Source organism: Kitasatospora sp. NPDC097605, from assembly GCF_040302725.1.
Taxonomy (GTDB): domain Bacteria; phylum Actinomycetota; class Actinomycetes; order Streptomycetales; family Streptomycetaceae; genus Kitasatospora.
In genome coordinates, this window is the sequence record NZ_JBEOSF010000037.1 from 16388 (window position 1) to 43224 (window position 26837).

A 26837-nucleotide genomic window follows, 5' to 3' on the forward strand; every position below is an offset into this window, starting at 1 on the left:
TGGGCGGGCCCGGGGGCCCGCCCACAGCAGGTCGATCGCATGCCGGAACAACAGAAAGCCGGTTCACCCGAGGATGAACCGGCTCACTGGAGGACCGGCATGCCGGTCTGCGCGTCAGCGCGAGACCTTACCGGCCTTGATGCACGAGGTGCAGACGTTGAGCCGCTTCGGCGTCCGCCCAACCACAGCGCGCACCGTCTGGATGTTGGGGTTCCAGCGACGGGGGGTACGGCGGTGCGAGTGGGAGATGCTGTTGCCGAAGCCCGGCCCCTTGCCGCAGACGTCGCAGTTGGCAGCCACAGGAGTCACTCCAAGACTTCAGATCATTTACATGAGACAACCCCGCCAGACCAGCGGAGCACTCACGTGAACCGAACCGGACCAAGGGGTGAGCCTGGACCTGTTCCAGGCAACCGGAAGAGCATACAACGCTTGCTTCCGTTCAACGAAACTACCATGACCGGCCGGGTGATCGCTCCGGCCGCCGTGTCCGCCGCCGCCTTCCCGCCCCCGATAACCTGCGGGTACCACCCCTCGCCGCTGCCTGAATGTGTTGCTGCCCCTCAGGCCGTCACGGCGTCCCACTCCCGAGGAGACCTGGTGCTGCACACGCTCGACGCCCCGGCCGTGCGCAGCTGGTGCCAACTGGCGCTGCGCGCGCTCGGCCAGGCCCGCGAGGAGATCGACGCACTCAACGTCTACCCCGTCCCGGACGGCGACACCGGCACCAACCTGTACCTGACCGTGGAGTCGGCCGCCGCCGAGGTGGAGAGCCGGTTCGCCGCCCCGGGCCCCGGTCCGGCGCCGGGCCTGGCCGAGACCGCCCGGGCGATGGCCCGCGGCGCCCTGGTCGGCGCCCGCGGCAACTCCGGGGTGATCCTCGCCCAGTGGCTGCGCGGCACCGCCGAGAAGCTCGCCGACGGCGGCGGGGCCGACCAGCTGAAGGCCGCCCTCCAGCGGGCCTCCGACGCCGCCTACCAGGCCGTCGCCGAGCCGGTCGAGGGCACCCTGCTGACCGTCGCCCGGATCGCAGCCCGGGAGGCCGGCCGGGCCGGCGACGGGCTCGGGCAGGTCGCCGAGGCCGCCTACCGGGCCGCCCGCGAGGCGCTGCGGCACACCCCCGAGCAGCTGGCCGTGCTCGCCGAGAACGGGGTGGTGGACGCCGGCGGCCGCGGCCTGGTCGCCGTCCTCGGGGCCCTCGCCGACGCGGTGGCCGGGCACCAGCCGATGGGGCCGGTGGCGCTGCGGGGCGACATCCTCCGGGTCGAGAGCTGCGAGGCGCATGTGCGGCCGCCGGGGCCGGGCCACCCGGCGTTCGAGGTGATCTACCTGCTGGACGCGCCCGACGAGGCGCTGCCCGCGCTGCGGGAACGCCTCGGGGCGCTCGGCGACTCGCTGGTGGTCGGCGGCGGCGACGGCCTGTGGAACGTGCACGTCCACGTCGACGACGCGGGCGCCGCCGTCGAGGCCGGGGTCGAGGCCGGGCGCCCGCACCAGATCCGGATCACCCACTTCGCCGAGGCCGCCGCCCGCTCCGGCGCCGCCGACGACCGCGGCGAGCCCGAGCGCCCGGCCCGCGCGGTGCTCTCGGTGGTCTCCGGCGAGGGCCTCGCCGAGCTCTGCGAGCAGGCCGGCGCTGTCGCCCTGCACGCCGAGCCCGGCCGTCCGCCGGCCAGCGCCGAACTCACCGCCGCGGTGCGCCGGGCCGCCGCCCGCGAGGTGGTGCTGCTGCTCAACGACCCCGAACTGCGGGCCGCCGCCGGCGCCGCCGCCGACCAGCTGCGCGAGGAGGGCGTGCGGATCGCCGTCCTGCCCACCCGCTCGCCGGTGCAGGGCCTGGCCGCGCTCGCCGTGCACGAGACCGGGCGGCGCTTCGACGAGGACGTGGTCGCCATGACCTCGGCGGCCGGCGCCACCCGGTACGCCGAACTGGCCGTCGCCGAGGGCGAGTCCTGGACCATGGCCGGGGTCTGCCAGGCCGGCGACGTGCTGGGCCTGATCGACGGGGACGTCGCGGTGATCGGCGCCGGGCTGGCCGAGGTCGGCGAGAGCGTGCTGGACCGGATGCTCGGCGGGGGCGGCGAACTGGTCACCCTGATCCTCGGCGAGGGCGCCCCCGAGGGCCTGGCCGAGGGCCTGGTCGCGCACGCCCGGCACAGCCGCCCCGAGGTGGACGCGGTGGTCTTCCACGGCGGCCAGGAGTCGGCGCCGCTGCTGATCGGCGTGGAGTGAGCGCCGGGTTTGTCGGTTCGGTGGTGTAAACAGGGGCCTTGATGGGCGCTCTCGATGAACCACTGACCAAGCTCGTCGGCGACCGGACCGCCAAGGTGCTCGCCGACAGCCTCAAGCTGCGCACGGTCGGGGACCTGCTGCACCACTATCCGCGCCGCTACGTCGAACGCGGCCAGCTCACCAGTCTGGACGAGCTGGAGATCGACGAGCACGTCACCGTGCTGGCCCGGATCGAGAAGGTCACCCTGATCCCGTTCCGCGGCCGCAAGGGCGACCGGCTGGAGGTGGTGGTCACCGACGGCCGCAGCCGGCTCTCGCTGGTCTTCTTCAACCAGGGCTGGCGGCAGAAGGAGCTGCGCCCGGGGACGCAGGGCCTGTTCGCGGGCAAGGTCGGGGTGTTCAACCGGACCCGCCAACTGGCCTCCCCCGACTACCAGCTGCTCGACGACGCGGACGGCGACAGCGCCGCGGCCCAGTTCGCCGGGCGGCTGATCCCGGTCTACCCGGCCAGCGCCCAGATGCCCAGCTGGAAGCTCTCGCTCTGCGTCGAGACGGCGCTCACCAAGCACCTGTCCGACGTCGGCGAGCCGCTGCCCGCCGAACTGCGCGAGCGGCACGGGCTGATCGCGCTGCCCGAGGCGCTCGAACTGATCCACCGCCCGCGCGGCCAGGCCGACCGCGAACGCGCCCAGGAGCGGCTGCGCTGGGACGAGGCGTTCGTCCTCCAGGTGGCCCTGGCCCAGCGCCGCGCCGCCGACTCCGCCCTGCCCGCCAAGCCGCGCGAGGCCCGCCCCGGCGGCCTGCTGGACGCCTTCGACGCCCGGCTGCCGTTCACCCTCACCGAGGGCCAGCGCAAGGTCTCCGCCGAGATCGCCGCCGACCTGGCGAGCGAACACCCCATGCACCGCCTGCTCCAGGGCGAGGTGGGCTCCGGGAAGACCCTGGTCGCGCTGCGCGCGATGCTGGCCGTGGTCGACGCCGGCGGCCAGGCGGTGCTGCTGGCGCCCACCGAGGTGCTCGCCCAGCAGCACCACCGGTCGATCGTCGAGATGATGGGCGACCTGGCGGAGGGCGGCATGCTCGGCGGGTCCGACCTGGGGACGCGGGTGGTGCTGCTCACCGGGTCGATGGGCGTGCCGGTCCGCCGGCAGGCGCTGCTGGACATGGCCTGCGGGGACGCCGGCATCGCGATCGGCACCCATGCGCTGATCGAGGACAAGGTGCAGTTCCAGGACCTCGGCCTGGTGGTGGTCGACGAGCAGCACCGCTTCGGCGTCGAGCAGCGGGACGCGCTGCGCGCCAAGGGCGACCAGCCGCCGCACCTGCTGGTGATGACGGCCACCCCGATCCCGCGCACGGTCGCGATGACCGTCTTCGGGGACCTGGAGACCTCCGTCCTGGACCAGCTGCCGGCCGGCCGCTCGCCGATCTCCACCCATGTCGTGCCGGCCGTCGAGAAGCCCAACTTCCTGACCCGGGCCTGGGAGCGGGTCCGCGAGGAGGTCGAGAAGGGCCACCAGGCGTACGTGGTCTGCCCGCGGATCGGCGACGAGGAGCCGGAGGAGCGGAAGGGCGCCAAGGGCGCGCGCGGGAAGCGCCGCGCCGAGGACCTGGAGGAGCTGCTCGACGACGCGCCGGACGAGGGCGCCGCGACCGAGGGCGACCGGCGGCCCCCGCTGTCCGTGGTGGAGACCGCCGGGAAGCTGGTCTCCGGGCCGCTGGCCGGGCTGCGGGTGGAGATCCTGCACGGACGCCTCGCGCCGGAGGCCAAGGACGAGGTGATGCGCCGGTTCGCGGCCGGCGAGGTGGACGTGCTGGTCGCCACCACGGTGATCGAGGTCGGCGTCAACGTCCCGAACTCCACCGCGATGGTGATCATGGATGCGGACCGGTTCGGCGTCTCCCAGCTGCACCAGCTGCGCGGCCGGGTCGGCCGAGGCTCCGCCCCCGGGCTCTGCCTGCTGGTCACCGACATGCCGGCGGCCAGTGCCGCCCGGGCCCGGCTGGACGCGGTCGCGGGGACCCTGGACGGCTTCCAGCTGTCCCGGATCGACCTCGAACAGCGCCGCGAGGGCGATGTGCTGGGCCAGGCGCAGTCCGGGGTGAAGTCCTCGCTCAAGGTGCTCTCGGTGCTGGAGGACGAGGAGGTCATCGTCACCGCCCGCGCCGAGGCCACCCGGCTGGTCGCCGCGGACCCGGACCTCGCCGCCCATCCGGATCTGCGCACCGTCCTGGAGAGCCTGCTCGACGAGGACCGCGCGGCCTACATGGAGAAGGGCTGAGCCGGCCGCCGGACGGGCTCGATTGTCAGACCCCCGGGAGAGAATGAAGGTGTTCAGGGCGCACCCCCAAGGTGCGTTCCTGACGCGACACTTGGGGGTTTAGCCATGGCATTCCGTCATCTCAACGAGCTCCCGCTGGGCGACAAGGTCTTCCGGATCGAACTCGCCAGCGACGACGACCGCGAGGTCACCCTCACCCTCACCGGCTGGCGCGAGGGGGCGGCGGCGGACCCGCTGGCCTCCGGCAGGCTGCGGCTGCCGGTGGAGGACGTCGCCTCGCTGCGGATCGCGCTCAACCGCGCGCTCCGGGCGCTGGCGATCGTCGCCGACGTCTCCGAGCCCATCCCCGACCGCGACGTGCTGCGCGAGCTCTACCCCGGCCACGGCGCCCCCTGGGTGCCGCAGCACGAGGAGGAGCTGGTCCGGCGCTTCCACGACAGCGAGACCGTCGCCCGGATCGCCGCCCGCTTCGGCCGCACGCCCGACTCCGTCCGCACCAAGCTGCGCGAGCTCGGCCACGACCCGCGCCGCCCCGAGTACTGCCCGCCCGACGGCTGCCTCTCCTGGTCCCGCTACGCCTCGCCGTCGCTGCTGGGCGCGGCCGTCCCGGTCCAGACGGCCGGCTCCGAGGCGAGCTGACACCGGGACCGGTCACCTGAGTGCGTGAGCGTGGCCCCCGCCGGGCGGACCGGCGGGGGCCACGGCCGTATAGCGTGGTCGGGCAGCGACGAAAGGACCTCCCACCACCATGACCCGCGTGATCGCCGGGGCGGCCGGCGGCCGCCGGCTGGCCGTACCGCCCGGCCGGGGCACCCGACCGACCTCCGACAAGGCCCGCGAGGCGATGTTCTCCACCCTGGAGGCGCTGCGCGGCACCACCCTGCACGGCGCCCGGATGCTGGACCTGTTCGGCGGATCGGGCGCGGTCGGGCTGGAGGCGCTCTCGCGGGGCGCCGGGCACGTGCTGCTGGTCGAGGCGGACGCCCAGGCGGCCCGGGTGATCCGGGAGAACGTCCGGAGCATCGGCCTGCCGGGCGCGCTGGTCAAGGCGGCCAGGGCGGAGAAGGTGATCGCCGGGCCCGCCCCGGAGGCCCCGTACGACCTGGTCTTCCTCGACCCGCCGTACGTCGTCACCGACGACGAGGTGCGCGAGATGCTGATCACACTGTCAGCTGGGGGCTGGCTCGCGGAGGACGCACTCGTCACCGTGGAGCGCAGCACCCGCGGCGGCGAGTTCGGCTGGCCGGAGGGCTTCGAGGTGCTGCGCTCGCGCCGCTACGGCGAGGGCACGCTCTGGTACGGTCGCGCCGCCGCCGAGGCCCGCCGACACCCCTAGCGGGCCCGGGCCCGCCGGATTCCCGTCACCCCACGAGGGAGCACACACCATGCGCCGCGCCGTCTGCCCCGGGTCCTTCGACCCGATCACCAACGGTCACCTCGACATCATCGAGCGGGCCTCCAAGCTGTACGACGTGGTGCACGTCGTGGTGGCGGTCAACCGCAACAAGCAGGGCATGTTCAGCACCGAGGAGCGGATCGCGCTGATCGAGGAGACCACCGCCCAGTACGGGAACCTGGTGGTCGAGTCGTACCAGGGCCTGCTGGTGGACTACTGCCGCGAGCGGCAGATCCCGGCGATCATCAAGGGCCTGCGCGCGGTCAGCGACTTCGACTACGAGCTGCAGATGGCCCAGATGAACCACGGCCTGACCGGCGTGGAGACGCTCTTCGTGCCGACCTCGCCGACGTACAGCTTCCTCTCCTCCACGCTGGTGAAGGAGGTCGCCTCCTACGGCGGCGACGTCTCGCACCTGCTGCCGGAGGTGGTGCACCGCCGGCTGGTCGAGCGGATCGCCGAGCGGCGCGCCCAGCAGTAGCGGCCCTTCGGGTGACCGGCCGTCCGTTTCTGCCGGTTCATCACGATTTGCCCGAGGGATGGGAGGACGGCCGCGTCCGGGCGTTGTGACCGCGCCCGGCAGTGGCCGTACAGTCTGTATTCCTGCCCTGCGGTGACGTCCACCGCGCCGGGCGCTGCCTCCGCCGGACCTCGGCGGCACACGGAAAGACGAAGCCCCGTGGACGTGCAGAACAAGGTCGACGAGATCGTGGCGGCCGTCGAGAACGCCCGCTCGATGCCCATGTCGGCCTCCTGCGTGGTGAACCGTGCCGAGCTGATCGGACTGCTCCAGGACCTCCGGGCGGCGCTGCCGGCCGAGCTGGCCCAGGCCCAGTCGGTGATGGCCGACCACGAGTCGGTGGTCGCGGACGCCCAGGCCGAGGCCGACCGGATCATCCAGGGCGCGCACGCCGAGCGCGGTTCGCTGATCTCCGACACCGAGGTCGTCCGCCGCGCCCAGGCCGAGGCGGACCGGATCCTGGCCGAGGCCCGTGCCGAGATCGACACCAAGCGCGCCGAGGCCGACGACTACGTCGACAGCAAGCTCGCCAACTTCGAGGTCGTGCTCACCAAGACCCTCGGCGCCGTCGGCCGCGGCCGCACCAAGCTGCGCGGCGACTCCAGCGTCTTCGAGACCGAGTACGAGGGCGAGAGCGACGGCGAGGAGTTCCAGCCGCAGCGGATCAGCCCCAGCCCCGAGGTCGACGAGTATGTCGATGTGAAGCTCGCCACCCTGGAGAACGTGCTCAGCGCGACCCTGGACGCGGTCGGCAAGGGGCGCGACAAGCTGACCGGCAAGCGGCCGATCGACGAGCTCGGCGCCTACCTGGCCGCCGCCGACGAGGCACAGCAGGCCAAGGAGCGGGCCGAGGCGGTCGCGGCGGGCTTCGCCGCCGACGCGGACGGCAGCGAGCTGGCCTGGTACCGCGAGGAGGTGCCGCAGCAGCAGACCTGGCCGGAGCAGACCCCGGCCGCGGCCGGCTGGCAGGCGCCCGGCGCGGACCAGTACGCGGCCGCGCAGCAGGGCGGCGCCCAGTACGCCGAGGTGTACGGCGGCGGCTTCGACCCGGCCGGCGGCCAGGCCGCGGATCCGTACGGCGCGGCCCAGTACGGCTACCAGCAGCAGGGGCAGCAGCAGGGCCAGCAGCCCGGCTACGGCTACCCGCCCCAGCCGCAGGGCTACCCGGAGCAGCAGCAGTACGGCGCCGGCTACGGCTACCCGCAGCAGCCGGCCGAGCCGCCCGCGCCGGTGCCGCAGCAGGCCCAGGCCGGGCTGGACGAGACCAGCTTCTTCGACACCAGCATGATCGACATGACCCGGCTGCGGGAGCTCGGCGGCCGGTAGCGCCGGGGCACGAAGTTGGGCCTGGCGGGAGACTCGGGTAGTCTGACCACTCCGGCCTCTCCGCGTCGGGCCGTCGGTCTGCCCGCGCATCCTCCGACGAGCAGCGCCGCGCAACCGGTACCCCCCAGGAAGTCAGGACACCTTGAACCGCCTCGACCACCGCGACCCCCTCGTGTTCGACACGCACGAGCTGGGCCGTCGTCCGGGTGCGCTGCGCAGGGTGACCCGGACCCTGGAGGCCCCCGAGGGCCTCGGGATCATCGATGTGATCGGCGTCCCGGAGAAGAGCGAGATCGCGCTGGAGCTCCGCCTGGAGTCCGTGGTCGAGGGCGTGCTGGTCACCGGCACCGCCGAGACCCGGGTCGAGGGCGAGTGCGTCCGGTGCCTGGAGCCCGTCGAGTTCGACCTCGACGTGGACTTCCAGGAGCTGTACTACTACCCGGAGTCCGACGAGCGCCACCGCGCCCGGACCGCCGGGGCCGAGGACCTCGACGAGGACTCGGAGGAAGAGACTTACCGTCTGGAGGGCGACTTCTTCGACCTCCAGCCGGTGCTGCGTGACGCGGTGGTGCTCGCACTGCCGCTGCAGCCGGTGTGCCAGGAAGACTGCCTGGGCCTGTGCTCCGAGTGCGGAGCGCGCCTGAGTGACGACCCGGCGCACCACCACGATGCCGCCGACCCCCGGTGGGCGGCTCTGCAGGGACTCTCCGCCGCCCACGGCGACGAGGGTGACGGAATCAAGAACAGCGACACCCGTGAGGGTCTCGCCGAGAACCAGGAGAAGTAGCCGTGGCTGTTCCGAAGCGGAAGATGTCGCGCAGCAACACGCGCCACCGCCGGTCCAACTGGAAGGCCGTTGCCCCGGCCCTCGTGGCGTGCGACCGCTGCCACGAGCCGAAGCTCTCGCACATCGCGTGCCCGAGCTGCGGCACGTACAACCGTCGCCAGGTCCTCTCGGTCTGATCGGCGGGGTGCACGGATCGATGTCGGACGGTAACTCCTCCCGCAAGGCGACCACGGCTCCGAAGGCTCCTTCGGGCGGTGGCAAGGCCGGCGGGCCGGCTTCGACCGAATACGACGTTCTGGAAGGGCGCCTCGGGTACACGCTCGAGCGCGCCCTTCTGGTACGTGCCCTGACCCACCGCTCGTACGCGTACGAGAACGGTGGTCTGCCCACCAACGAGCGCCTGGAGTTCCTCGGCGACTCGGTGCTGGGCCTGGTGGTGACCGACACCCTCTACCGCGTCCACCCGGACGTCCCGGAGGGCACGCTCGCCAAGCTGCGCGCCGCGGTGGTCAACTCGCGCGCGCTCGCCGACGTCGGCCGGGGCCTGGAGCTGGGCACCTTCATCCGGCTCGGCAAGGGCGAGGAGGGCACCGGCGGCCGCGACAAGTCGTCGATCCTCGCCGACACGGTCGAGGCGGTCATCGGGGCCGTCTACCTCGACCGCGGCCTGGACGCCGCCACCGAGTTCGTCCACCGGCTGTTCGACCCGCTGATCGAGGAATCCTCTCAGCTGGGTGCCGGTCTGGACTGGAAGACCAGCCTCCAGGAGCTCACCGCCTCGGTGGGCATCGGAGTGCCGGAGTACGTGGTCGAGGAGTCCGGTCCGGACCACGAGAAGACCTTCACCGCCGCGGCCCGGGTGGCCGGCGAGGACTTCGGCAGCGGCGTCGGCCGCTCGAAGAAGGAAGCCGAGCAGAAGGCCGCCGAGAGCGCCTGGCGGGCGATCAAGGAGAAGTACGCCGACCGGCTGCCGAGCGGCGCCTGACCACGCAGTAGCCTTCCTCCTGCAGAGCCGAGTCCGTTCCGCTGGAGGCGTGTTCCCGTGCCCGAACTTCCCGAGGTCGAGGTCGTCCGCCGCGGTCTGGCGAACTGGGTCGCCGGGCGGACCGTCGCCGGCGTCGAGGTGCTGCACCCACGCGCGGTGCGGCGCCAGCCGGCCGGCGCGGCCGACTTCACGGCCCGGCTCACCGGCACCACCCTCGGCGCGGCGCAGCGCCGCGGCAAGTACCTCTGGGTGCCGCTGTCCGGCGCGGGCGAGGGTTTCTCGCTGATCGGCCACCTCGGGATGAGCGGCCAGCTGCTCGTCCAGGACCCGGTGGTGCCGGACGAGACCCACCTGCGGGTGCGGCTGCGGTTCACCGACGGCGGGCGCGAGCTGCGCTTCGTCGACCAGCGGACCTTCGGCGGGCTGGCGGTCGAGGAGGCCGAGGACGGCGATCCGGAGAGCACCCCGGTCTCCATCGCGCACATCGCCCGCGACCCGCTCGACCCCCGTTTCGACGACGCCGCCTTCGCGGCGGCGCTGCGCGCCCGGCGCACCACGGTCAAGCGGGCGCTGCTGGACCAGACGCTGATCAGCGGCGTCGGCAACATCTACGCCGACGAGGCGCTGTGGCGTTCCCGGCTGCACTACGACCGGCCGACCGCGACGCTGACCCGGCCGCAGGCCCTGCTGCTGCTGTCCCACGCCCGCGACGTGATGACGGCGGCGCTGGCCGTCGGCGGCACCAGCTTCGACAGCCTCTACGTCAATGTGAACGGGGAGAGCGGCTACTTCTCCCGCGACCTGGACGCCTACGGCCGCGAGCACGAGCCCTGCCGCCGCTGCGGCACCGCGCTGCGCCGGGCCGCCTGGATGAACCGCTCCAGCTACTTCTGCCCCCGCTGCCAGCGCCCGCCGCGCCTGCGCGGCGGGCGCTGACTCTCCGGGCCCCTCAGCTCTTGGCGAGCTCCGGTTCGGCCGGGGCGGCCTCCGGCAGTCCGCCGTGGGTGTCCTGGCCGAAGTAGGCGACGCCGACCGCCGCGACCACCGCGATCAGGAAGCCGGCCACGCCGAGCCAGCCCAGCCCGGCCTTGGAGGAGTCGCCGAGCCACATCACGCCGACCGCGCCGGGCAGCACCGTCTCGCCGATCACCAGGGCGGCGGTGGCGCCGTTCACCGAACCGATCTGCAGGGCCACGGTGTGCACGTACATGCCGCCGACGCCGCCGACCAGGATCGCGTAGAGGGCCGGGTCGGAGAGCAGCCGGGCCAGGTCGAACGGCTCGATGCCGTTGAGGATGCGCACGCCGACGCCGAGCGCGCCGAAGCCGAGGCCGGAGAGCAGACCGGCCACGATCGCGCCGTTGGCGCCCATCCGGCGCACCAGCAGGCCGCCGCCGACCAGCAGCACGGTGGTGATCGCCAGCAGCCACCAGTGGAAGGCCATCGCGGCGTGGTGGCCGCCCTCCGGTCCGGCGGAGACCGCGAGCAGCACCAGCGCCGAGCAGAGCACGCCGATCGAGGCCCACTCCAGCTGCTTGAGCCGGATGCCGAGCAGCTTGATCGAGAGCACCGCGGTGATCACCAGGTTGGCGCTGATGATCGTCTGGGAGAGGAACAGCGGCAGCAGCCGGGCGGCCAGCGCGCCGAGTCCGAAGCCGATGAAGTCCAGCACCGTGCCGAGGATGAACTCCCAGGTCACGGCGGCCTTGGCGGTGGAGGCGAGGCTGGGCCCGCCGTGCGCGGTGGTGCCGGCGGAGCCGCCGCCCTTGGCGGCCTCCTCGCGGGCGGAGCGCCGGGAGCCGACGGCCTGCAGCACCGAGCCGGTGCCGTAGCAGGCGGAGGCCGCCACAGCGGTCACGAGGCCGATCAACACGCGGAGCTCCGATCAGGAGAGGTGGGGCTGGATGGTCAAGAGATGGTCATGGGGCGGCGGTACGGCCACCACTATGCCCGGTCGCGCGGTACGGTCGGCACGCCCTGCCCCGACGGCCGGTCCGCTCCGGCGTCCGCCGGGAGGTACGCGCGGGCCGGGGGCCGGGTTCCCGCCCCGGGGACGGCTCAGGGGCGGCCGGGCGGAAGATCATCCCGGAGAAGGGGGCCCACCCCGGCGGACGGTGGGGGTGCCGGGCCCCGCCGTACCCGACCGGTATGTCCTGTCACGGGGCCGCCCGGGGTAGCGTCGAGGCATGAGAACCCTTGCACGACGACGTTCCCGGGGCGCCGGGCCGCTGGCCCTGGTGGCGGCGCTGCTCGGGCTGCTGCTCCTGCTGGCGCCGGCGGCCTCGGCGGCCGGCGGTCTCGACGACGCGGCCGCCGCGTTGAAGCAGGGCCGGGTGTACGTCGACCCGGCGATGGCGGGCCGGTTCGACCAGGGCCAGGCCGACGCCCTGACGGCGAAGATCCGCAAGGCGGACAAGCCGATCTTCGTGGCGGTCGTTCCGGCCGCCGACCCGTACGGCGCCAGGACCGTCTTCGAGGACCTGCGCACCAAGGTCGGCATCACCGGCACCTACGCGGTCTGGCGCGGTGACCAGTTCCAGGCCCGCTCCGACAAGGCCGCGCTGCCCAGCGCGAGCGCCGAGCGGATCGCCGGCGCGTCCTTCCGCTCCCACCCCGGCGACATCGACGCCACCCTGAACGACTTCGTCGACACCGCCGCCCCGCAGATCAAGGGGCACGGTGTGAACAGTGACAAGGGCGGTGTCTCCACCGCCGCGGTGGTCGTCCCGCTGGCCCTGCTGGCGCTCGCCGGCACCGGCGTCCTCCTGCTGTTCCGCCGGGCCAAGCGGCGCAAGGAGGAGCAGCGCCGGGCCGAGCTGGCGCAGCTGCGCCTGGTGGTCGACGAGGACATCACCGCCTACGGCGAGGAGCTGGACCGGCTGGACTTCGTCCCGTCCGCGCCGGACGCCGACGACGTGCAGCGCGGCGACTACACCCACGCCCTGGACTCGTACGAGAAGGCCAAGCGGCTGATGGACGAGGCCAAGGGGCCGGAGGACGTCAAGCCGGTCACCGAGGCGCTGGAGGACGGCCGGTTCGCGCTGGCCACCCTGGCGTCCCGGCGGGAGGGGCGCGCGCTGCCGGAGCGCCGGCCGCCGTGCTTCTTCGACCCGCGGCACGGTCCGTCCGTGCTGGACGCCGAGTGGTCCCCGGCGGGCGGCGCCGCCCGCTCCGTTCCGGTCTGCCGGGCCGACGCGGACCGGCTGGCGGCCGGCCAGGACCCGGACATCCGGACCGTGCCGACCGAGCACGGCCCGCAGCCGTACTGGAACGCGGGTCCGGCGTACGGCCCCTGGGCTGGCGGCTACTTCGGCGGCTTCGGTGGCGGCGGCCTGCTGCCGGGGCTGCTGGTCGGCACCATGCTCGGCTCGATGATGGCCAGCCCGGCGTACGCGGCCGGCTCGCTGGACCCGGGCGCCGGCTACGACGGCGGTGACTACTCCGGCGCCGACTTCAACTCCTCCGACTTCGGCGGCGGCTTCGACGGCGGGGACTTCGGCGGGGGCGGGGACTTCGGTGGCGGTGGCGACTTCGGTGGCGGCTTCTGACCCTGTTCCACGCCGTCGGCCGATGCGATGATCGGCCCACGGCCCCCGTCGGGCGACCGGCGGGGGCCGTGGTGTGTCGGCGCGGGGTGTCGTCGGAGGGGCGGGGGAGTGGCACCGGACCGAGCGCCGGCCGAGCCGTGGCTGCGGGCGGGAGAGGACCTGTCCGGGCTGGTCGAGGTCCGGCTGAGCGCGCTCGCCCGCTCCGGCCGCGCCGGCCGGGCCTGCGGTTCGCGGACGGCTCGACCGTGGCCGTGACGGTGGCGTCCGAGGGGTCCAAGACACCGGCCGGACCGGCCTCCCTGAGCGGCCCGCTCCGAGCACCCGGCCCCCGGCGGCCCGTGCCGCGCGCCGCCGCCGGGGCGGATAGGGTCGGAGGCATGCACGGTCGCGACGCCCACAGTGACGAGCCGGTCCGGGTCACCGCCTGGGTGCGCGGCAAGGTCCAGCAGGTCGGGTTCCGCTGGTGGACCAGGGCGCGGGCGCTGGAGATCGGCCTGACCGGCTACGCGAGCAACCTCGGCGACGGCCGGGTGCAGGTGGTGGCCGAGGGCTTCGCCCCGGACTGCGAGCGGCTGCTCGCCCTGCTCAGGGGCCCGGACACGCCGGGCCGGGTCAGCGGGGTGACCGAGATCTGGACCGCCGTCGGGCCCGGGTACGGGACCTTCGAGATCCGCTGACCGCCCCCGCGGGCCGGGCCCGGAGCGGGCCGCCGGAAAACGATCGGCAACCGGCGGTGTCGTACGGTTGCCATCCGGGCAGACTCGTGGTTGACTCCGCATCGAACGATGATCCACGAGCATGTGGTGGACCCCCCTTCTCGTGCCGCCCGGCGTGACGACACCGCCAGGCAGGTGACAGGGGCGCGGTAGCGTGCGGTGATCGTGTTGACCCGTACCGTCTTTGGTGAGACGCTGGAAGCCCGCGCACACGACCGCGTCATCCCGGTAGGCGCACGCCCCCGTGAGCCCAGCTCACGGTGGTTGTGCCGTAGTGCCCAGCCAGCACTGCCGGTGCGCGCCGCGCGTGCGTCCCCCTTCCCCCTAGACCTGTACCGTTCCGGTTCGGTCACTCAGCGTGGAGGACCATTCATCATGGCAAAGGCGCTTCTCGGGTACGTCGGCGGCCCCGACCCGCGAATGCTCTCCGAGATGCGACGGCTGCAGCAGCGCGTCCAGGACCTCGAAGCCGAGCTCCTCAGGATGCAGGCTGAGAACGACGCACTCACCGCTGTCGCTGGCGAGCACTCGCTGCTCAACAGCATCGATCTGGATCAGCGGGAGCCGGCTCTCACCTGAGTCCCGCCCGATCCCCTCGATCGACGCCGCTGTGCACTGAGCCGCCCCGAAAGGGACGCAGCTTGCAAGGGACGCCCCGCGTGGCGTCCCTTCGTCGTGTCCGGGGCCGGGCCGCCGGGCCACCTGGGGATACAGTCACCGCTGGAGCCCCTGGTGAGCGAGGTGAGGAGACCGGCGCGTGCACCTGAAGAGTCTGACGCTGCGCGGGTTCAAGTCCTTCGCCTCCGCCACCACGCTCCGCTTCGAGCCCGGCATCACCTGCGTGGTCGGGCCCAACGGCTCCGGCAAGTCCAACGTCGTCGACGCGCTCTCCTGGGTGATGGGCGAGCAGGGCGCCAAGTCGCTGCGCGGCGGCAAGATGGAGGACGTCATCTTCGCCGGGACCAGCGGGCGCGCCCCGCTCGGCCGCGCCGAGGTCAGCCTCACCATCGACAACACCGACGGCGCCCTGCCGATCGAGTACTCCGAGGTGACCATCACCCGGACGATGTTCCGCAACGGCGGCAGCGAGTACGCGATCAACGGCGACACCTGCCGCCTGCTGGACATCCAGGAACTGCTCTCCGACTCCGGCATCGGCCGCGAGATGCACGTCATCGTCGGCCAGGGACAGCTCGACTCCGTCCTGCACGCCGACCCGATGGGCCGGCGCGCCTTCATCGAGGAGGCGGCCGGCGTCCTCAAGCACCGCAAGCGCAAGGAGAAGGCGCTGCGCAAGCTGGACGCGATGCAGGTCAACCTCAACCGCGTCCAGGACCTGGTGGCCGAGCTGCGCCGCCAGCTCGGCCCGCTCGGCCGGCAGGCCCGGATCGCCCGGCGCGCCGCCGGTATCCAGGCCGACCTGCGCGACGCCCGGCTGCGGCTGCTCGCCGACGACCTGCTCGCGCTGCGCTCCGCCGTCGAGGCGGAGATCGCCGACGAACTGGCACTGCGGCTGCGCCGCTCCACCGTCGAGCAGGAACTCGGCCGGGCGATCGCACGCGAGGCCGTGCTGGAGGCGCAGGTCCAGCAGCTCGGCCCCGGCCTGGAGACCGCCCGGCAGACCTGGTACCGGCTCTCCGCGCTGGCCGAGCGCACCCGCGGCACCGTCGGACTGGCCGAGGCCAGGGCCCGGCACGCCGCCGCCGGCGGGCAGGCCGAGGAACGGCGCGGGCGGGACCCGGAGGAGCTGGAGCGCGAGGCCGGGCGCGTCCGGGAGGAGGAGGCCGCGCTGGGCGCCGCGCTGGAGCAGGCCGAGGAGACGCTCGACGAGGCCGTCGAGGCCAAGGCGGAGCTGGAGCGCGCCCTCGCCGCCGAGGAGCGCCGGCTCAAGGACGCCGCCCGGGCCATCGCCGACCGCCGCGAGGGGCTGGCCCGGCTCCAGGGGCAGGCCGCCGCCGCCCGCTCCAAGGCCGCCGCCGCCGAGGCGGAGATCGGCCGGCTCGCCGAGGCCCGCGACGAGGCGCTGCACCGCGCCGAGGCCGCCCGGCTGGAGTACGAGGAGCTGCGGGCCCGGGTCGACGCCGACGGTGAGGACGGCGAGCGGGCCGACACCGCGCACGAGAGCGCCCGGGAGCGGCTCGCCGCCGTCGAGCAGGAACTCGCGGCCGCGCGCGAGGCCGCCGGCGCCGCCGAGCGCGAACGGGCCGCGCTGACCGCCCGGCGCGAGGCGCTCGCGCTCGGCCTGCGCCGCAAGGACGGCAGCGGTGCGCTGCTCGGCGCCGGCGACCGGCTGGCCGGGCTGCTCGGACCGGCCGCCGCGCTGCTGCGGATCGCCCCCGGCCACGAGACCGCCGTCGCCGCCGCCCTCGGCGCCGCCGCCGACGCGGTGGCCGTCGACTCCCCGCACACCGCCGCCGAGGCCCTGCGGCTGCTGCGCAAGGAGGACGCCGGCCGGGCCGCCCTGCTGATCGCCGGCGCCCCCGAACCGGCCGACCCGGCGGGGGAGCTGCCGCCCGGTGCCCGCTGGGCCGCCGAACTGGTCGACGGCCCGGCCGGGCTGCGGGCGGCCGTCGCCCGGCTGCTGGCCGGTGTCGCGGTGGTGGACACGCTCGACCGGGCCCTGCGGCTGGTCGCCGCGCACCCCGGGCTGAGCGCCGTCACCGCCGAGGGCGACCGGCTCGGCGCCGGCTTCGCACACGGCGGCTCGGGCGCCGCCCCCAGCCTGCTGGAGACCCAGGCCGCGGTGGACGAGGCGGCCCGGGCGATCGCCGAACTCGACGTCCGCTGCGCCGAGTCGGCCGAGCGGCTGGCCGAACTCACCGAGCAGCGCCGGGAATCGGCCAACGAACTGGAGCAACTCGCCGTCCGGCGGAGGCAGCTGGAACGCGAGCGGGCCGAGGTGGCGGGCACCCTCGGCCGGCTCGGCGGACAGTCCCGGGCGGCCGCCGGCGAGGCCGAACGGCTGACCGCCGCCGCCGGCCGCGCCGAGGACGGCCTGGCCCAACTGCTCGCCACCGCCGAGGAACTGGCCGAACGGCTGGCCGTCGCCGAGGAGACCGCCGCCGACGGGGAGGACGAGCCGGACGCCGCCGAACAGCAGCGGCTGGCCGCGGCCGCCACCGCCGCCCGGCAGACCGAACTGGAGGCCCGGCTCGCGGTGCGCACCCACGAGGAGCGGGTCCGCGCGCTGGCCGGCCGGGCCGAGCAGCTGGACCGGGCCGCCCGCGCCGAGCGCGAGGCGCGCGCCCGGGCCGCCGAGCGCCGCCGGCGCGCCGAGCACGACGCCGCCGTCGCGGGCGCCGTCGCCGCCGGAGCCCGGCAGCTGCTCGCCTGCCTGGAGGTGTCACTGGCCCGCGCGGACGCCGAACGGGCCGCCGTCGAGCAGGCGCGGGCGGCGCGCGAGGCGGAGCTGAAGGAGCACCGCGAGCACGGGCGCGCGCTCAAGGACGAGCTGGACAAGCTGGTCGACGCCGGCCACCGCGACGACGTGCTGCGGGCGGAGAAGCGGCTGCGGATCGAGCAGCTGGAGAGCCGGGCGCTGGAGGAGTTCGGCATCGAGGGCACCGAACTGCTGGCCTCCTACGGGCCGGACCAGCTCGTCCCGCCGTCCACCCCGGAGGAGGGGCAGGAGCCGGGCGAGCCGCGCCCGTACGTCCGCGCCGAGCAGGAGAAGCGGCTGCGCACGGCCGAGCGGGCGTACCAGCAGCTGGGCAAGGTCAACCCGCTGGCGCTGGAGGAGTTCGCCGCCCTGGAGGAGCGGCACACCTTCCTCGGCGAGCAGCTGGACGACCTCAAGCGCAGCCGGCGCGACCTGCTCGACATCGTCAAGGACGTCGACCAGCGGGTCGAGCAGCTGTTCACCGCCGCCTACCACGACACCGCCGCGCAGTTCGAGGGCGTCTTCGCCCGGCTGTTCCCGGGCGGCGAGGGCCGGCTGGTGCTCACCGACCCGGAGTCCATGCTGACCACCGGCGTCGAGGTGGAGGCCCGTCCGCCCGGCAAGAAGGTCAAGCGGCTGTCGCTGCTCTCCGGCGGTGAGCGCTCGCTCACCGCGGTGGCGCTGCTGGTCTCGATCTTCAAGGCCAGGCCCAGCCCCTTCTACGTGATGGACGAGGTCGAGGCGGCGCTGGACGAGACCAACCTGCGGCGGCTGGTCGCGATCATGGAGGAGCTGCGGGAGAGCTCCCAGCTGATCGTGATCACCCACCAGAAGCTGACCATGGAGTCCGCCGACGCCCTGTACGGGGTGACCATGAAGGGCGACGGCATCTCGCAGGTGATCAGCCAGCGACTGCGGGACGACCGCAAGGAGCGGCGGCACTGAACCGCCGGTGATCCACTCCACCGCCTGCGGTTCACGGGGACCGCTGTCGCGGATACTGGGGGGGTTATGGAATACGTGATTCTTGCCGTAGTCATCGCGGTGGTCGCCGTCGGAGCGATCGCCGGACTCGTCGTTTCCGGCAGACGACGCCAGCAGCTGCCCCCGAAGTCGCAGGCGCCGGTCATCACGGCGCCCCCGACCCCGCGCGAGCCCGCCGTCGGCGAGGAGGCCGCGCCGCCGACCGAGGAACCGCGCCGCACCGTCGAGGAGGTCCAGCTCCCCGAGGCCGAGGTCGAGGCCGTCCCCGAGACGGTCGAGGAAGCCCCCGCCATCGAGGTCCCCGAGCCCACCGCCGGCCGCCTGGTCCGGCTGCGCTCGCGGCTCTCCCGTTCGCAGAACTCGCTCGGGAAGGGCCTGCTCTCGCTGCTCTCCCGCGAGCACCTCGACGAGGACACCTGGGAGGAGATCGAGGAGACCCTGCTGACCGCCGACGTCGGCGTGGCCCCCACCCAGGAGCTGGTCGAGCGGCTGCGCACCCGGGTCAAGGTGCTCGGCACCCGCACCCCGGACGAGCTGCGCGGTCTGCTGCGCGAGGAGCTCGTCGAGCTGATCGGCAAGGACTCCGACCGCACCGTGCACTCCACCAAGCACGAGGAGGGCCCCGCGGTCGTCCTGGTCGTCGGCGTCAACGGCGTCGGCAAGACCACCACCACCGGCAAGCTGGCCCGGGTGCTGGTCGCCGACGGCCGCAAGGTGGTGCTCGGCGCGGCCGACACCTTCCGTGCCGCCGCCGCCGACCAGCTGCAGACCTGGGGCGAGCGGGTCGGCGCGCGCACCGTGCGCGGGCCCGAGGGCGGCGACCCGGCGTCGATCGCCTTCGACGCGGTCAAGGAGGGCATCGCCGAGGGCGCGGACACCGTGCTGGTGGACACCGCCGGGCGGCTGCACACCAAGACCGGCCTGATGGACGAGCTGGGCAAGGTCAAGCGGGTCGTCGAGAAGCACGGCCCGGTGGACGAGGTGCTGCTGGTGCTGGACGCCACCACCGGTCAGAACGGGCTGATCCAGGCCCGGGTCTTCGCCGAGGTGGTCGACATCACCGGCATTGTGCTGACCAAGCTGGACGGCACCGCCAAGGGCGGCATCGTGGTGGCCGTCCAGCGCGAGCTGGGCGTGCCGGTCAAGCTGATCGGGCTGGGCGAGGGTGCCGACGACCTGGCGCCGTTCGAGCCGGGCGCGTTCGTGGACGCGTTGATCGGGGACTGAGCACCTTCCGGTGCCACCGGTGAAGGGTCCGCTCCCGCAAGGAGCGGGCCCTTCGGCATGCCCGGGGAGTTACGGAATCCCGCCCGCCCCGGGCAAGGAGGGAGACCGACCGAGGAGGGAGCGCCGGAGCGACGACCGTCGGCGCCGGACAAGAGGGCCCCGGAGGCGAGCGGGCGACCATGCGGTCAAGCGATCCAGGCGGGTTCGCGGGTGCGTTCGCGGCCGCGGTGGCAGGCATAGGCGAGGGTGCCGAGCAGCAGGCGGGCCTCGGGCGGGCAGCCGGCGTTGTCGCGGGTGGGGCGGCGCAGCCAGCGGACCGGGCCGAGGCCGGTGAGCACGGTGGGCGGCGCGGCGACGAAGCTGCCCTCGCCGTGGCAGGTGAGGTCGAGCGCGGCGTCGTCCCAGCCCATCCGGTAGAGCAGGTCGGGCAGCCGGCGGGCGGTGCCGGGGGCGACCAGGAACTGCAGCCGGCCGGTGGGCGAGGCGAGTACCGGGCCGATCTGGGTGCCCATCCGCTCCAGCCGGACCAGGGCCTGCAGGCCGGCCTGCTCGGGGACGTCGAGGACGTCGAAGGCGCGGCCGGTGGGGAACAGCACCGAGACGTCGGTGCCGGGACGGGTGGCCGGTCCGGCGCCGGGGACGGGGTGCAGGCCGGGGGCGGCGCAGCGCGGCGCGCCGCAGTGGCAGCGGCTCGGGGCGGCGGTCGTACGGGCCGGCTCGCCGACGACGACGGGCCAGCCCCACCGGCCGGTGTACTCCGCGGCCGCCTGACTCGCGGTGGCGCGGGTGCGGTGGCGCGCGCCCAGCGGTGCCAGCCGCAGGTGCCCCAGTCGAAGTACGCCGAACAGGTTGTCCATGCCTCCCCCAACAGGATCTCGTTGCCTATGGTTACGGGATGGTGACTGTGTGTTGTTTTTCCTGTGCGTGGTGCGTGGTGCGGTGGCGGCGCGCAGCGCGCGGTGTGCGCCAGTTGCCCTGATGCGCCTCGTGCGCCGCCTTGTGGTCGGCGGTGCCGATGCCGGATCGTCGGTGCGCGGGAGGGCCGTCGTTCGGTGCGGGTGCGAAATCCGCCTGTGGCGGCGGCGGTTCGCCTGAAAAGCCGGGTGCTGTCGGGGACTTGGCGGCCTGCATATGCCGGGCCGCCGGGACTTCCTAGTGAACCGTCTGCCGACTCGGTTCGGTTCACTCCTGGGGGTGGCGAAAGGTGGCGTTTCGCCAGGGCCGCTCCCCGGGGCGGTGCGCGGGGCGTTACGTTCAGCACACGGACCTCGTCGGGGAGTCCGCTGCCGGCCATGGCGGGCCGGGAGTTGGGGAACTGACGGTTCGTCTGCGGCGGCAGCGCCGCAGTCCGGTACGACACGTCTGGCAAGAGCCCGCAACCGTCGGGCGGTCACGATCGGGGCCCCGGGGCCCGGGCGGGATGGGGACGGACCCATGGCAGAGAAGCAACCCAACGAGAAGCTGACCACGTGGTTCGCCCGCAGCGGTTGGTCCAAGGGGGAGTTGGCCCGCCAGGTCAACCGCCGGGCCCGGCAGATCGGGGCCCACCACGTCTCCACGGACACCTCGCGGGTGCGGCGCTGGCTCGACGGCGAGCAGCCGCGCGAGCCGATCCCGAAGATCATGTCGGAGCTGTTCTCCGAGCGGTTCGGCTCGGTGGTCTCGATCGAGGACCTCGGCCTGCGCGCCGCCGTGCCGGTCTCCACCGTCGGCGGCGGCGTCGACCTGCCGTGGAGCGCGCCGCAGACCGTCCAGCTGATCAGCGACTACTCGCGCAGCGACCTCATGCTCAACCGGCGCGGCTTCCTGGGCACCTCGCTCGCGCTGACCGCCGGCGCCGCGCTGATCGAGCCGATGCAGCGCTGGCTGGCGCCCGGCCCGACCGGCGCCCCCACCCCGATCCTGACCGCGGCCAACGGCGGCGAGCCGTTCACCGGCCGGCTCTCCGAGCCCGAGCTGGAACTGCTGGAGCAGACCACCGTCATGTTCCGGCAGTGGGACGCGCAGAACGGCGGCGGGCTGCGCCGCAAGGCCGTGGTGGGCCAGCTCCACGAGGTCACCGACCTGCTCCAGGAGACCTACCCCGAGCAGACCACCAAGCGGCTGTTCCGGCTCACCGCCGAGCTGGCCCACCTGGCCGGCTGGATGTCCTACGACGTCGGCATGCACCCCAGCGCGCAGAAGTACTACGTGCTGGCGCTGCACGCCGCCAAGGAGGCCGGGGACCGCCCGTTCGGCGCCCTGATCCTGACCGACATGAGCCGGCAGATGATCCACCTCAACCGGGGCGAGGACGCGCTGGAGCTGATCCACCTCGCCCAGTACGGCAGCCGGGACACCGCCACCCCGCGCCAGCAGTCCCTGCTGTACGCGATGGAGGCGCGGGCGTACGCCACGATCGGCGAGGTGAACCGGTGCGCCCGGGCGATCCGGCTGGCCGAGGACACCTTCACCGACATCCGCGAGGGCGACGGCGACCCGGACTGGCTGAAGTTCTTCTCGCCGGCCGAGCTGAACGCGGAGAACGCGCACTCCTTCCGCGACCTCGCCTACCACTCGGACAACTCCGAGCTGTACGCCTCGATGTCGGCGCCGGTGATGGAGCGCGCGGTCGACCTGTTCCGGCAGGACGGCGACCACGTCCGCTCGTACGCCTTCAACCTGGTCGGGATGGCCAGCGTGCACCTGCTGCAGAACGAGCCGGAGGAGGCGGCGGTCTTCGCCGAGCAGGCGGTGGACATCGCCACCAAGGTCCGCTCCGAGCGGCTCAACTCGCGGGTCCGCAAGACCACCGAGGCCGCCGCCTCCCGGTTCAAGGGCGTGGACGCGGTCAGCCGGCTCAAGGAGCGGGTGGTCCAGGACATCCCCGAGTACGTCTCGGTGGTCTGAGCCGCCACCGCGACCCCCTCGCCGACCGTGCCGGCCGCCGCCGGCACGGTCGGTGCCGCGTTCACGTGGGCGTAACCCCGCGGTCGCCCTCGTCACGGTGGTGAAACACCGGGCCGCATCGGCCGAAACCGGCCTTCGGCACGCTCCTGCACAACGCCGACGCCCCGGGTGCACGGGACAGGGACCCGGGTGCGGATCGGCGCTTCCAGTCAGGAGGAGAGCCGATGCCGGACGGCTTCAGCGCGGGCGACACCGCGTTCGTACTCATCAGTGCGGCCCTGGTCATGGTGATGACCCCGGGGCTGGCGTTCTTCTACGGGGGGATGGTCCGGGCCAAGAGCACCCTGAACATGCTGGCGATGAGCTTCCTGTCGCTGGGCATCGTCACCGTGCTGTGGGTCCTCTACGGCTACTCGCTGAGCTTCGGTCCCGACGCGGGCGCCGGCCTGATCGGGAACCTCGACTTCCTCGGGATGCGCGGCGTCGGCCTCACCGACCTCGCCGGGACCATCCCGGTGACGGCGTTCTCCGCCTTCCAGCTGATGTTCGCGGTCATCACCCCGGCGCTGATCAGCGGGGCGATCGCGGACCGCGCGAGATTCGCGGCCTGGGGCCTGTTCGTCGGGCTCTGGGTGACCGTGGTGTACTTCCCGGTCGCCCACTGGGTGTTCTTCTTCGACGGCGGCCGCGGCGGCTGGCTCGGCGACCGCAACGGCGTGATCGACTTCGCCGGCGGGACGGCCGTCCACATCAACGCCGGGGTCGCGGGCCTGGCGCTCTGCCTGGTGCTCGGCAAGCGGATCGGCTTCCGCAAGGACCCGATGCGCCCGCACTCGCTGCCGCTGGTGATGCTCGGTTCCGGGCTGCTCTGGTTCGGCTGGTTCGGCTTCAACGCCGGCTCGGCGCTGGCCGCCAACGGCGTGGCGGCGATGGCCCTGCTGAACACCCAGGTCGCGACCGGTGCCGCGCTGGTCGGCTGGCTGGTCTACGAGAAGCTGCGGCACGGCGCGTTCACCACGCTGGGCGCCGCCTCCGGCGCGGTGGCCGGCCTGGTGGCGATCACCCCGGCCTGCGGCTCGGTCTCCCCGCTCGGCGCGGTGGCGATCGGTCTGGTCGCCGGTGCCGCCTGCGCGGCCGCGATCAGCCTGAAGTACCGCTGGGGCTTCGACGACTCGCTCGACGTGGTCGGCGTGCACGCCGTCGGCGGGGTGGTCGGCTCGCTGCTGGTCGGCCTGTTCGCCACCGGGACGGTCGGCCAGAGCGCCAAGGGGCTGTTCTACGGCGGCGGGCCGGCGCAGCTGGGCAAGCAGGCGATGGGCGTGGCGGTGGTCGCCGGCTACTCCTTCGTGCTCTCCTGGCTGCTGGCCAAGGCGGTCGACCGGGTGATCGGATTCCGGGTCGCCGAGGAGGTCGAGCTGGCCGGCATCGACCAGGCCGAGCACGCCGAGTCCGCGTACGACCTCAGCGCGCTGGGCTCGGGCCTCGGCCGGACGGCCGCCCCGGCCGCGGCGCTGCTCGCCGCGGCGTCCGTGACCGCACCCGCCGCACCCGCCGCACCCGCCGCACCCGCCGCACCCGCCACACCCGCCACACCCGCGACCGCGGTCGCGGCCGACAGCATCGAGAAGACCGAGGTGGACGCCCGATGAAGCTCATCACCGCCGTCATCAAGCCCTACCGCCTGGACGAGGTGAAGGCCGCCCTGCAGGCCTTCGGCGTGCACGGCCTGACCGTCTCCGAGGCCAGCGGCTACGGCCGGCAGCGCGGCCACACCGAGGTCTACCGGGGCGCGGAGTACACCGTGGACCTGGTGCCCAAGGTCAGAGTCGAGGTCCTGGTCGAGGACGACGACGCCGAGCCGCTGATCGACGTCCTGGTCACCGCGGCCCGGACCGGCAAGATCGGCGACGGCAAGGTCTGGGCGGTCCCGGTCGAGACGGCCGTCCGGGTCCGCACCGGCGAACGCGGCCCCGACGCCCTCTGAGGGCCCGACCGGATGGCCACCGCCCCCGACGCCCCGCAGCCCGGCCCCGTCGGCCCCGCCGCCCGGGCCGAGCTGCTCGCCGCTCCCGGCCCCGGCGGCCGGGGCCGGCGCACGGCCCTGTCCGCGCTCACCGACGACTGGCTGGCCGGCCTGTTCGCCGAGGCCGGCGCCCCGTCCGGGGTCGCCGTGGTCGCGGTCGGCGGCTACGGGCGCGGCGAGCTCTCCCCGCGCAGCGACCTCGACGTCCTGCTGCTGCACGAGGGCCGGCTGGACCCCGCCCTGCCCGAGCGCCTCTGGTACCCCGTGTGGGACTCCGGGGCCTCGCTCGACCACGCGGTCCGCACCCCGGCCGAGGCCCGGTCGGTGGCCGCCGCCGACCTGAAGGCGCAGCTCGGCCTGCTGGACGCCCGGCACGTGGCCGGCGACCCGGCGCTCACCGCCGCGCTGCGCTCCGCCGTCCTCGCCGACTGGCGGGCGGGTGCCCCGCGGCGGCTGCCGGAGCTGCGCGAGCTGGTCCGGGAGCGGGCCGAGCGGCACGGCGAGCTGTCCTTCCTGCTGGAGCCCGACCTGAAGGAGGCCCGCGGCGGGCTGCGGGACGTCGTCGCGCTCCGGGCGGTCGCGGCGAGCTGGCTGGCGGACGCGCCCCGGGAAGGGCTGGACGCCGCCGCGCTCCGGCTGGCGGACGTCCGCGACGCGCTGCACCTGGTGACCGGCCGGGCCACCGAGCGGCTCGCCCTGCAGGACCAGGACCAGGTCGCCGAGCGGCTGGGCGTGCCGGACGCGGACGCCCTGCTGCGCGAGGTCTACCGGGCGGCGCGGACCGTCGCCTACGCCTCCGACGTGGCCTGGCGGTCGGTGGAGCGGGTGCTGGCCGCCCGCTCGGGCCGGGGCCGCCGCCCGCCCCGGCGCTTCCCGTTCGCCGCCGCCGTCGCCGGACGGGGCGCGGTGGCCCGGGGCGCGGTGGAGCGCCGGCCGCTCGCCGAGGGCGTGGTCGAGCAGGACGGCGAGGCGGTGCTCGCCCGGGGCGCCCGCCCGGCCGCGGACCCGGTGCTGCCGCTGCGCGCCGCGGCCGCCGCCGCGCAGAACGGCCTCGCCCTCGCGCACGCGACGGTGCGCCGGCTGGCGGCGGAGTGCCGTCCGCTGCCGGTGCCCTGGCCGGACGAGGCGCGCGAGCGGCTGGTCACCCTGCTCGGCGCGGGGGAGGCCTGCCTGCCGGTCTGGGAGGCGCTGGAGGCGCAGGGGCTGATCACCCGGCTGCTGCCGGAGTGGGAATGGGTGCGCTGCCGGCCGCAGCGCAACGCGGTGCACCGCTGGACGGTGGACCGGCACCTGGTGGAGACCGCGGCGCGGGCCGCCGCGATGACCCGCCGGGTGGCCCGCCCGGACCTGCTGCTGGTCGCCGCGCTGCTGCACGACATCGGCAAGGGCCGACCGGGCGACCACAGCGAGGCGGGCGAGGCGGCCGTCCGGGTGCTGGCCGCCCGGATGGGCTTCGACCCGGAGTCGGTGGAGACCCTGGCGGTGCTGGTCCGCCACCACCTGACCCTGGTGGACACCGCGACCCGGCGGGACCCGGACGACCCGGCCACCGTGGAGGCCGTCACCAAGGCGGTCGGCACGGCGGCGCGGCTGGAGCTGCTGCGGGCGCTGACCGAGGCGGACGCGCTGGCCACCGGCCCGGCCGCGTGGAGCGCCTGGCGGGCCTCGCTGGTGGACGGCCTGACCGCCCGGGCCGCCGCCCGGCTGACCGGGGCGCCCGGTGCCGGCCCCGGCCCGGTCGAGGCCGAGCCGACCGCCGAGCAGGAGCGGCTGGCGGTGGAGGCGGCCAGGACCGGCGGGCCGGCGCTGTCGCTGTCGGCGACGGCGTCGCCGCGGGCCGGCGGCGACGGCACCGGGCCGATGGGCGTGCGGCTGCTGCTGGCCGTCCCGGACCGGCCGGGCCTGCTGGGCACCGTCGCCGGGGTGCTGGCCCTGCACCGGCTGGCGGTCCGCTCGGCGGGGCTGCGCGGGCTGGACCCGATCGGCGCCGGGCCGGTGCTGCTGTTCTCCTGGACGGTGGCCGCGGAGTTCGGCGAGCTGCCGGAGGCGGCCCGGCTGCGGGCGGACCTGCGCCGGGCGCTGGACGGCTCGCTGGACGTCGCCCGCCGGCTGGCCGAGCGGGACGCGGCGGCGCCGCGCCGGCGCGGTGTCCCCGCCCCGCCCCCGGTGGTCGCGGTGGCGCCGCCGGTGGCCTCGGCGAGCGCGACGGTGCTGGAGGTGCGCGCGCACGACGCCCCCGGGCTGCTGCACCGGATCGGCCGGGCACTGGACGGAACCGGGGTGCGGGTGCGGACCGCGCACGTCTCGACGCTCGGCGCGGACGCCGTGGACGCCTTCTACCTGACCGACGCGGCGGGCCGTCCGCTCTCCGCGCGACGGGCCGGGGAGGTGGCGGCGGCGGTCCGGGCGGCGCTGGGCTGAGGCCCTCCGCCGGGCCGCCGGGAGGGTCCGCCGAGGTCCGGTCGAACCCGGGTGGAGACCGTCCCCGGGGCGGCCGGATACCCTTGGGGGCGACGACCGTACTCAGACCGATGCCGCAGAGG

At 74.6% G+C, this 26837-nt stretch carries 23 protein-coding genes; 20 read left to right on the forward strand and 3 right to left on the reverse strand.

The features are described 5' to 3' along the window. Positions 1 to 114: 114 nt before the first annotated feature. The gene (gene rpmB, locus ABTX81_RS30935) at positions 115 to 300 is read right to left on the reverse strand and encodes a 50S ribosomal protein L28 (RefSeq protein ID WP_073813963.1); all 186 of its coding nucleotides are present in this window, start codon (positions 298 to 300) and stop codon (positions 115 to 117) included. A gap of 300 nt (positions 301 to 600) precedes the next feature. On the opposite strand from rpmB, the gene ABTX81_RS30940 reads away from it, so the two are divergent. The 10 genes from ABTX81_RS30940 (at position 601) to mutM (ending at position 10464) form a co-directional block, all read left to right on the forward strand. Further along, a complete protein-coding gene (locus ABTX81_RS30940; protein WP_350552468.1) occupies positions 601 to 2232 on the forward strand; it encodes a DAK2 domain-containing protein in 1632 nt (543 codons plus the stop codon). Between the two features lie 41 nt (positions 2233 to 2273). Next, positions 2274 to 4514 carry an ATP-dependent DNA helicase RecG gene (gene recG, locus ABTX81_RS30945; protein WP_350552471.1) on the forward strand — a complete coding sequence of 747 codons (2241 nt, stop codon included), beginning with the start codon at positions 2274 to 2276 and terminating at the stop codon, positions 4512 to 4514. A 105-nt stretch (positions 4515 to 4619) separates the two neighbouring features. After that, a complete protein-coding gene (locus ABTX81_RS30950) occupies positions 4620 to 5153 on the forward strand; it encodes a hypothetical protein (RefSeq protein WP_350552474.1) in 534 nt (177 codons plus the stop codon). 109 nt (positions 5154 to 5262) lie between these two features. Then, positions 5263 to 5850, forward strand: coding sequence for a 16S rRNA (guanine(966)-N(2))-methyltransferase RsmD (gene rsmD, locus ABTX81_RS30955; RefSeq protein WP_350552477.1), 588 nt, complete (start codon positions 5263 to 5265; stop codon positions 5848 to 5850). Between the two features lie 49 nt (positions 5851 to 5899). Next, positions 5900 to 6391, forward strand: coding sequence for a pantetheine-phosphate adenylyltransferase (gene coaD, locus ABTX81_RS30960; RefSeq protein ID WP_350552480.1), 492 nt, complete (start codon positions 5900 to 5902; stop codon positions 6389 to 6391). Positions 6392 to 6589: 198 nt separating this feature from the next. Next, positions 6590 to 7756 (forward strand): F0F1 ATP synthase subunit B, encoded by a 1167-nt coding sequence (locus ABTX81_RS30965; RefSeq protein ID WP_350552483.1) that lies wholly within the window; start codon positions 6590 to 6592, stop codon positions 7754 to 7756. Between the two features lie 142 nt (positions 7757 to 7898). Further along, entirely contained in the window at positions 7899 to 8543 is a 645-nt protein-coding gene (locus ABTX81_RS30970) for a YceD family protein (RefSeq protein ID WP_350552486.1), read from the forward strand. A gap of 2 nt (positions 8544 to 8545) precedes the next feature. Then, positions 8546 to 8719: a 50S ribosomal protein L32 gene (rpmF, locus tag ABTX81_RS30975; protein ID WP_097236113.1), complete on the forward strand. Its 174-nt coding sequence runs from the start codon at positions 8546 to 8548 to the stop codon at positions 8717 to 8719. 20 nt (positions 8720 to 8739) lie between these two features. Continuing rightward, entirely contained in the window at positions 8740 to 9528 is a 789-nt protein-coding gene (rnc, locus tag ABTX81_RS30980) for a ribonuclease III (protein WP_350552490.1), read from the forward strand. Positions 9529 to 9585: 57 nt separating this feature from the next. After that, positions 9586 to 10464, forward strand: a complete 879-nt coding sequence (gene mutM, locus ABTX81_RS30985) for a bifunctional DNA-formamidopyrimidine glycosylase/DNA-(apurinic or apyrimidinic site) lyase (RefSeq protein WP_350552493.1) — start codon at positions 9586 to 9588, stop codon at positions 10462 to 10464. Positions 10465 to 10477: 13 nt separating this feature from the next. On the opposite strand, the gene ABTX81_RS30990 is transcribed toward mutM, so the two are convergent. Beyond that, positions 10478 to 11401 carry a DMT family protein gene (locus ABTX81_RS30990; RefSeq protein ID WP_350552495.1) on the reverse strand — a complete coding sequence of 308 codons (924 nt, stop codon included), beginning with the start codon at positions 11399 to 11401 and terminating at the stop codon, positions 10478 to 10480. A gap of 313 nt (positions 11402 to 11714) precedes the next feature. On the opposite strand from ABTX81_RS30990, the gene ABTX81_RS30995 reads away from it, so the two are divergent. From ABTX81_RS30995 to ftsY, 6 genes are all read left to right on the forward strand, one after another. After that, positions 11715 to 13076, forward strand: a complete 1362-nt coding sequence (locus tag ABTX81_RS30995; RefSeq protein WP_350552498.1) for a hypothetical protein — start codon at positions 11715 to 11717, stop codon at positions 13074 to 13076. Positions 13077 to 13184: 108 nt separating this feature from the next. Beyond that, the gene (locus ABTX81_RS31000; RefSeq protein ID WP_350552501.1) at positions 13185 to 13331 is read left to right on the forward strand and encodes a hypothetical protein; all 147 of its coding nucleotides are present in this window, start codon (positions 13185 to 13187) and stop codon (positions 13329 to 13331) included. A gap of 122 nt (positions 13332 to 13453) precedes the next feature. After that, entirely contained in the window at positions 13454 to 13753 is a 300-nt protein-coding gene (locus ABTX81_RS31005) for an acylphosphatase (protein WP_350552503.1), read from the forward strand. A gap of 414 nt (positions 13754 to 14167) precedes the next feature. Continuing rightward, complete coding sequence (locus tag ABTX81_RS31010) at positions 14168 to 14371, forward strand: hypothetical protein (RefSeq protein ID WP_270143783.1); 204 nt, start codon at positions 14168 to 14170, stop codon at positions 14369 to 14371. Positions 14372 to 14549: 178 nt separating this feature from the next. Beyond that, on the forward strand, positions 14550 to 18116 hold the full coding sequence (smc, locus tag ABTX81_RS31015; protein WP_350552506.1) for a chromosome segregation protein SMC: 3567 nt from the start codon (positions 14550 to 14552) through the stop codon (positions 18114 to 18116). Between the two features lie 66 nt (positions 18117 to 18182). Beyond that, positions 18183 to 19382 (forward strand): signal recognition particle-docking protein FtsY, encoded by a 1200-nt coding sequence (gene ftsY, locus ABTX81_RS31020; protein ID WP_350552509.1) that lies wholly within the window; start codon positions 18183 to 18185, stop codon positions 19380 to 19382. A 185-nt stretch (positions 19383 to 19567) separates the two neighbouring features. On the opposite strand, the gene ABTX81_RS31025 is transcribed toward ftsY, so the two are convergent. Beyond that, positions 19568 to 20239, reverse strand: a complete 672-nt coding sequence (locus ABTX81_RS31025; RefSeq protein ID WP_350552514.1) for a bifunctional DNA primase/polymerase — start codon at positions 20237 to 20239, stop codon at positions 19568 to 19570. A gap of 577 nt (positions 20240 to 20816) precedes the next feature. Here ABTX81_RS31025 and nsdA point away from each other — a divergent pair. From nsdA to ABTX81_RS31045, 4 genes are all read left to right on the forward strand, one after another. After that, a complete protein-coding gene (gene nsdA / locus ABTX81_RS31030) occupies positions 20817 to 22271 on the forward strand; it encodes a transcriptional repressor NsdA (RefSeq protein ID WP_350552517.1) in 1455 nt (484 codons plus the stop codon). Between the two features lie 224 nt (positions 22272 to 22495). Next, the gene (locus tag ABTX81_RS31035; RefSeq protein WP_350552520.1) at positions 22496 to 23920 is read left to right on the forward strand and encodes an ammonium transporter; all 1425 of its coding nucleotides are present in this window, start codon (positions 22496 to 22498) and stop codon (positions 23918 to 23920) included. Then, on the forward strand, positions 23917 to 24255 hold the full coding sequence (locus tag ABTX81_RS31040) for a P-II family nitrogen regulator (protein WP_350552522.1): 339 nt from the start codon (positions 23917 to 23919) through the stop codon (positions 24253 to 24255). The genes ABTX81_RS31035 and ABTX81_RS31040 overlap by 4 nt, the downstream gene beginning before the upstream one ends. 12 nt (positions 24256 to 24267) lie before the next feature. Further along, positions 24268 to 26715, forward strand: coding sequence for a [protein-PII] uridylyltransferase (locus ABTX81_RS31045; RefSeq protein WP_350552524.1), 2448 nt, complete (start codon positions 24268 to 24270; stop codon positions 26713 to 26715). The last annotated feature ends 122 nt before the right edge of the window (positions 26716 to 26837 follow it).

Coding starts and splice junctions, on each gene's coding strand:
- recG (WP_350552471.1), top strand. CDS start 2,274: ATGGGCGCTCTCGATGAACCACTGACCAAGCTCGTCGGCGACCGGACC.
- ABTX81_RS30995 (WP_350552498.1), top strand. CDS start 11,715: ATGAGAACCCTTGCACGACGACGTTCCCGGGGCGCCGGGCCGCTGGCC.
- ABTX81_RS31040 (WP_350552522.1), top strand. CDS start 23,917: ATGAAGCTCATCACCGCCGTCATCAAGCCCTACCGCCTGGACGAGGTG.
- ABTX81_RS31025 (WP_350552514.1), bottom strand. CDS start 20,239: ATGGACAACCTGTTCGGCGTACTTCGACTGGGGCACCTGCGGCTGGCA.
- ABTX81_RS31005 (WP_350552503.1), top strand. CDS start 13,454: ATGCACGGTCGCGACGCCCACAGTGACGAGCCGGTCCGGGTCACCGCC.
- ftsY (WP_350552509.1), top strand. CDS start 18,183: ATGGAATACGTGATTCTTGCCGTAGTCATCGCGGTGGTCGCCGTCGGA.
- nsdA (WP_350552517.1), top strand. CDS start 20,817: ATGGCAGAGAAGCAACCCAACGAGAAGCTGACCACGTGGTTCGCCCGC.
- ABTX81_RS30950 (WP_350552474.1), top strand. CDS start 4,620: ATGGCATTCCGTCATCTCAACGAGCTCCCGCTGGGCGACAAGGTCTTC.
- ABTX81_RS31010 (WP_270143783.1), top strand. CDS start 14,168: ATGGCAAAGGCGCTTCTCGGGTACGTCGGCGGCCCCGACCCGCGAATG.
- ABTX81_RS31045 (WP_350552524.1), top strand. CDS start 24,268: ATGGCCACCGCCCCCGACGCCCCGCAGCCCGGCCCCGTCGGCCCCGCC.
- coaD (WP_350552480.1), top strand. CDS start 5,900: ATGCGCCGCGCCGTCTGCCCCGGGTCCTTCGACCCGATCACCAACGGT.
- rnc (WP_350552490.1), top strand. CDS start 8,740: ATGTCGGACGGTAACTCCTCCCGCAAGGCGACCACGGCTCCGAAGGCT.
- ABTX81_RS31035 (WP_350552520.1), top strand. CDS start 22,496: ATGCCGGACGGCTTCAGCGCGGGCGACACCGCGTTCGTACTCATCAGT.
- rsmD (WP_350552477.1), top strand. CDS start 5,263: ATGACCCGCGTGATCGCCGGGGCGGCCGGCGGCCGCCGGCTGGCCGTA.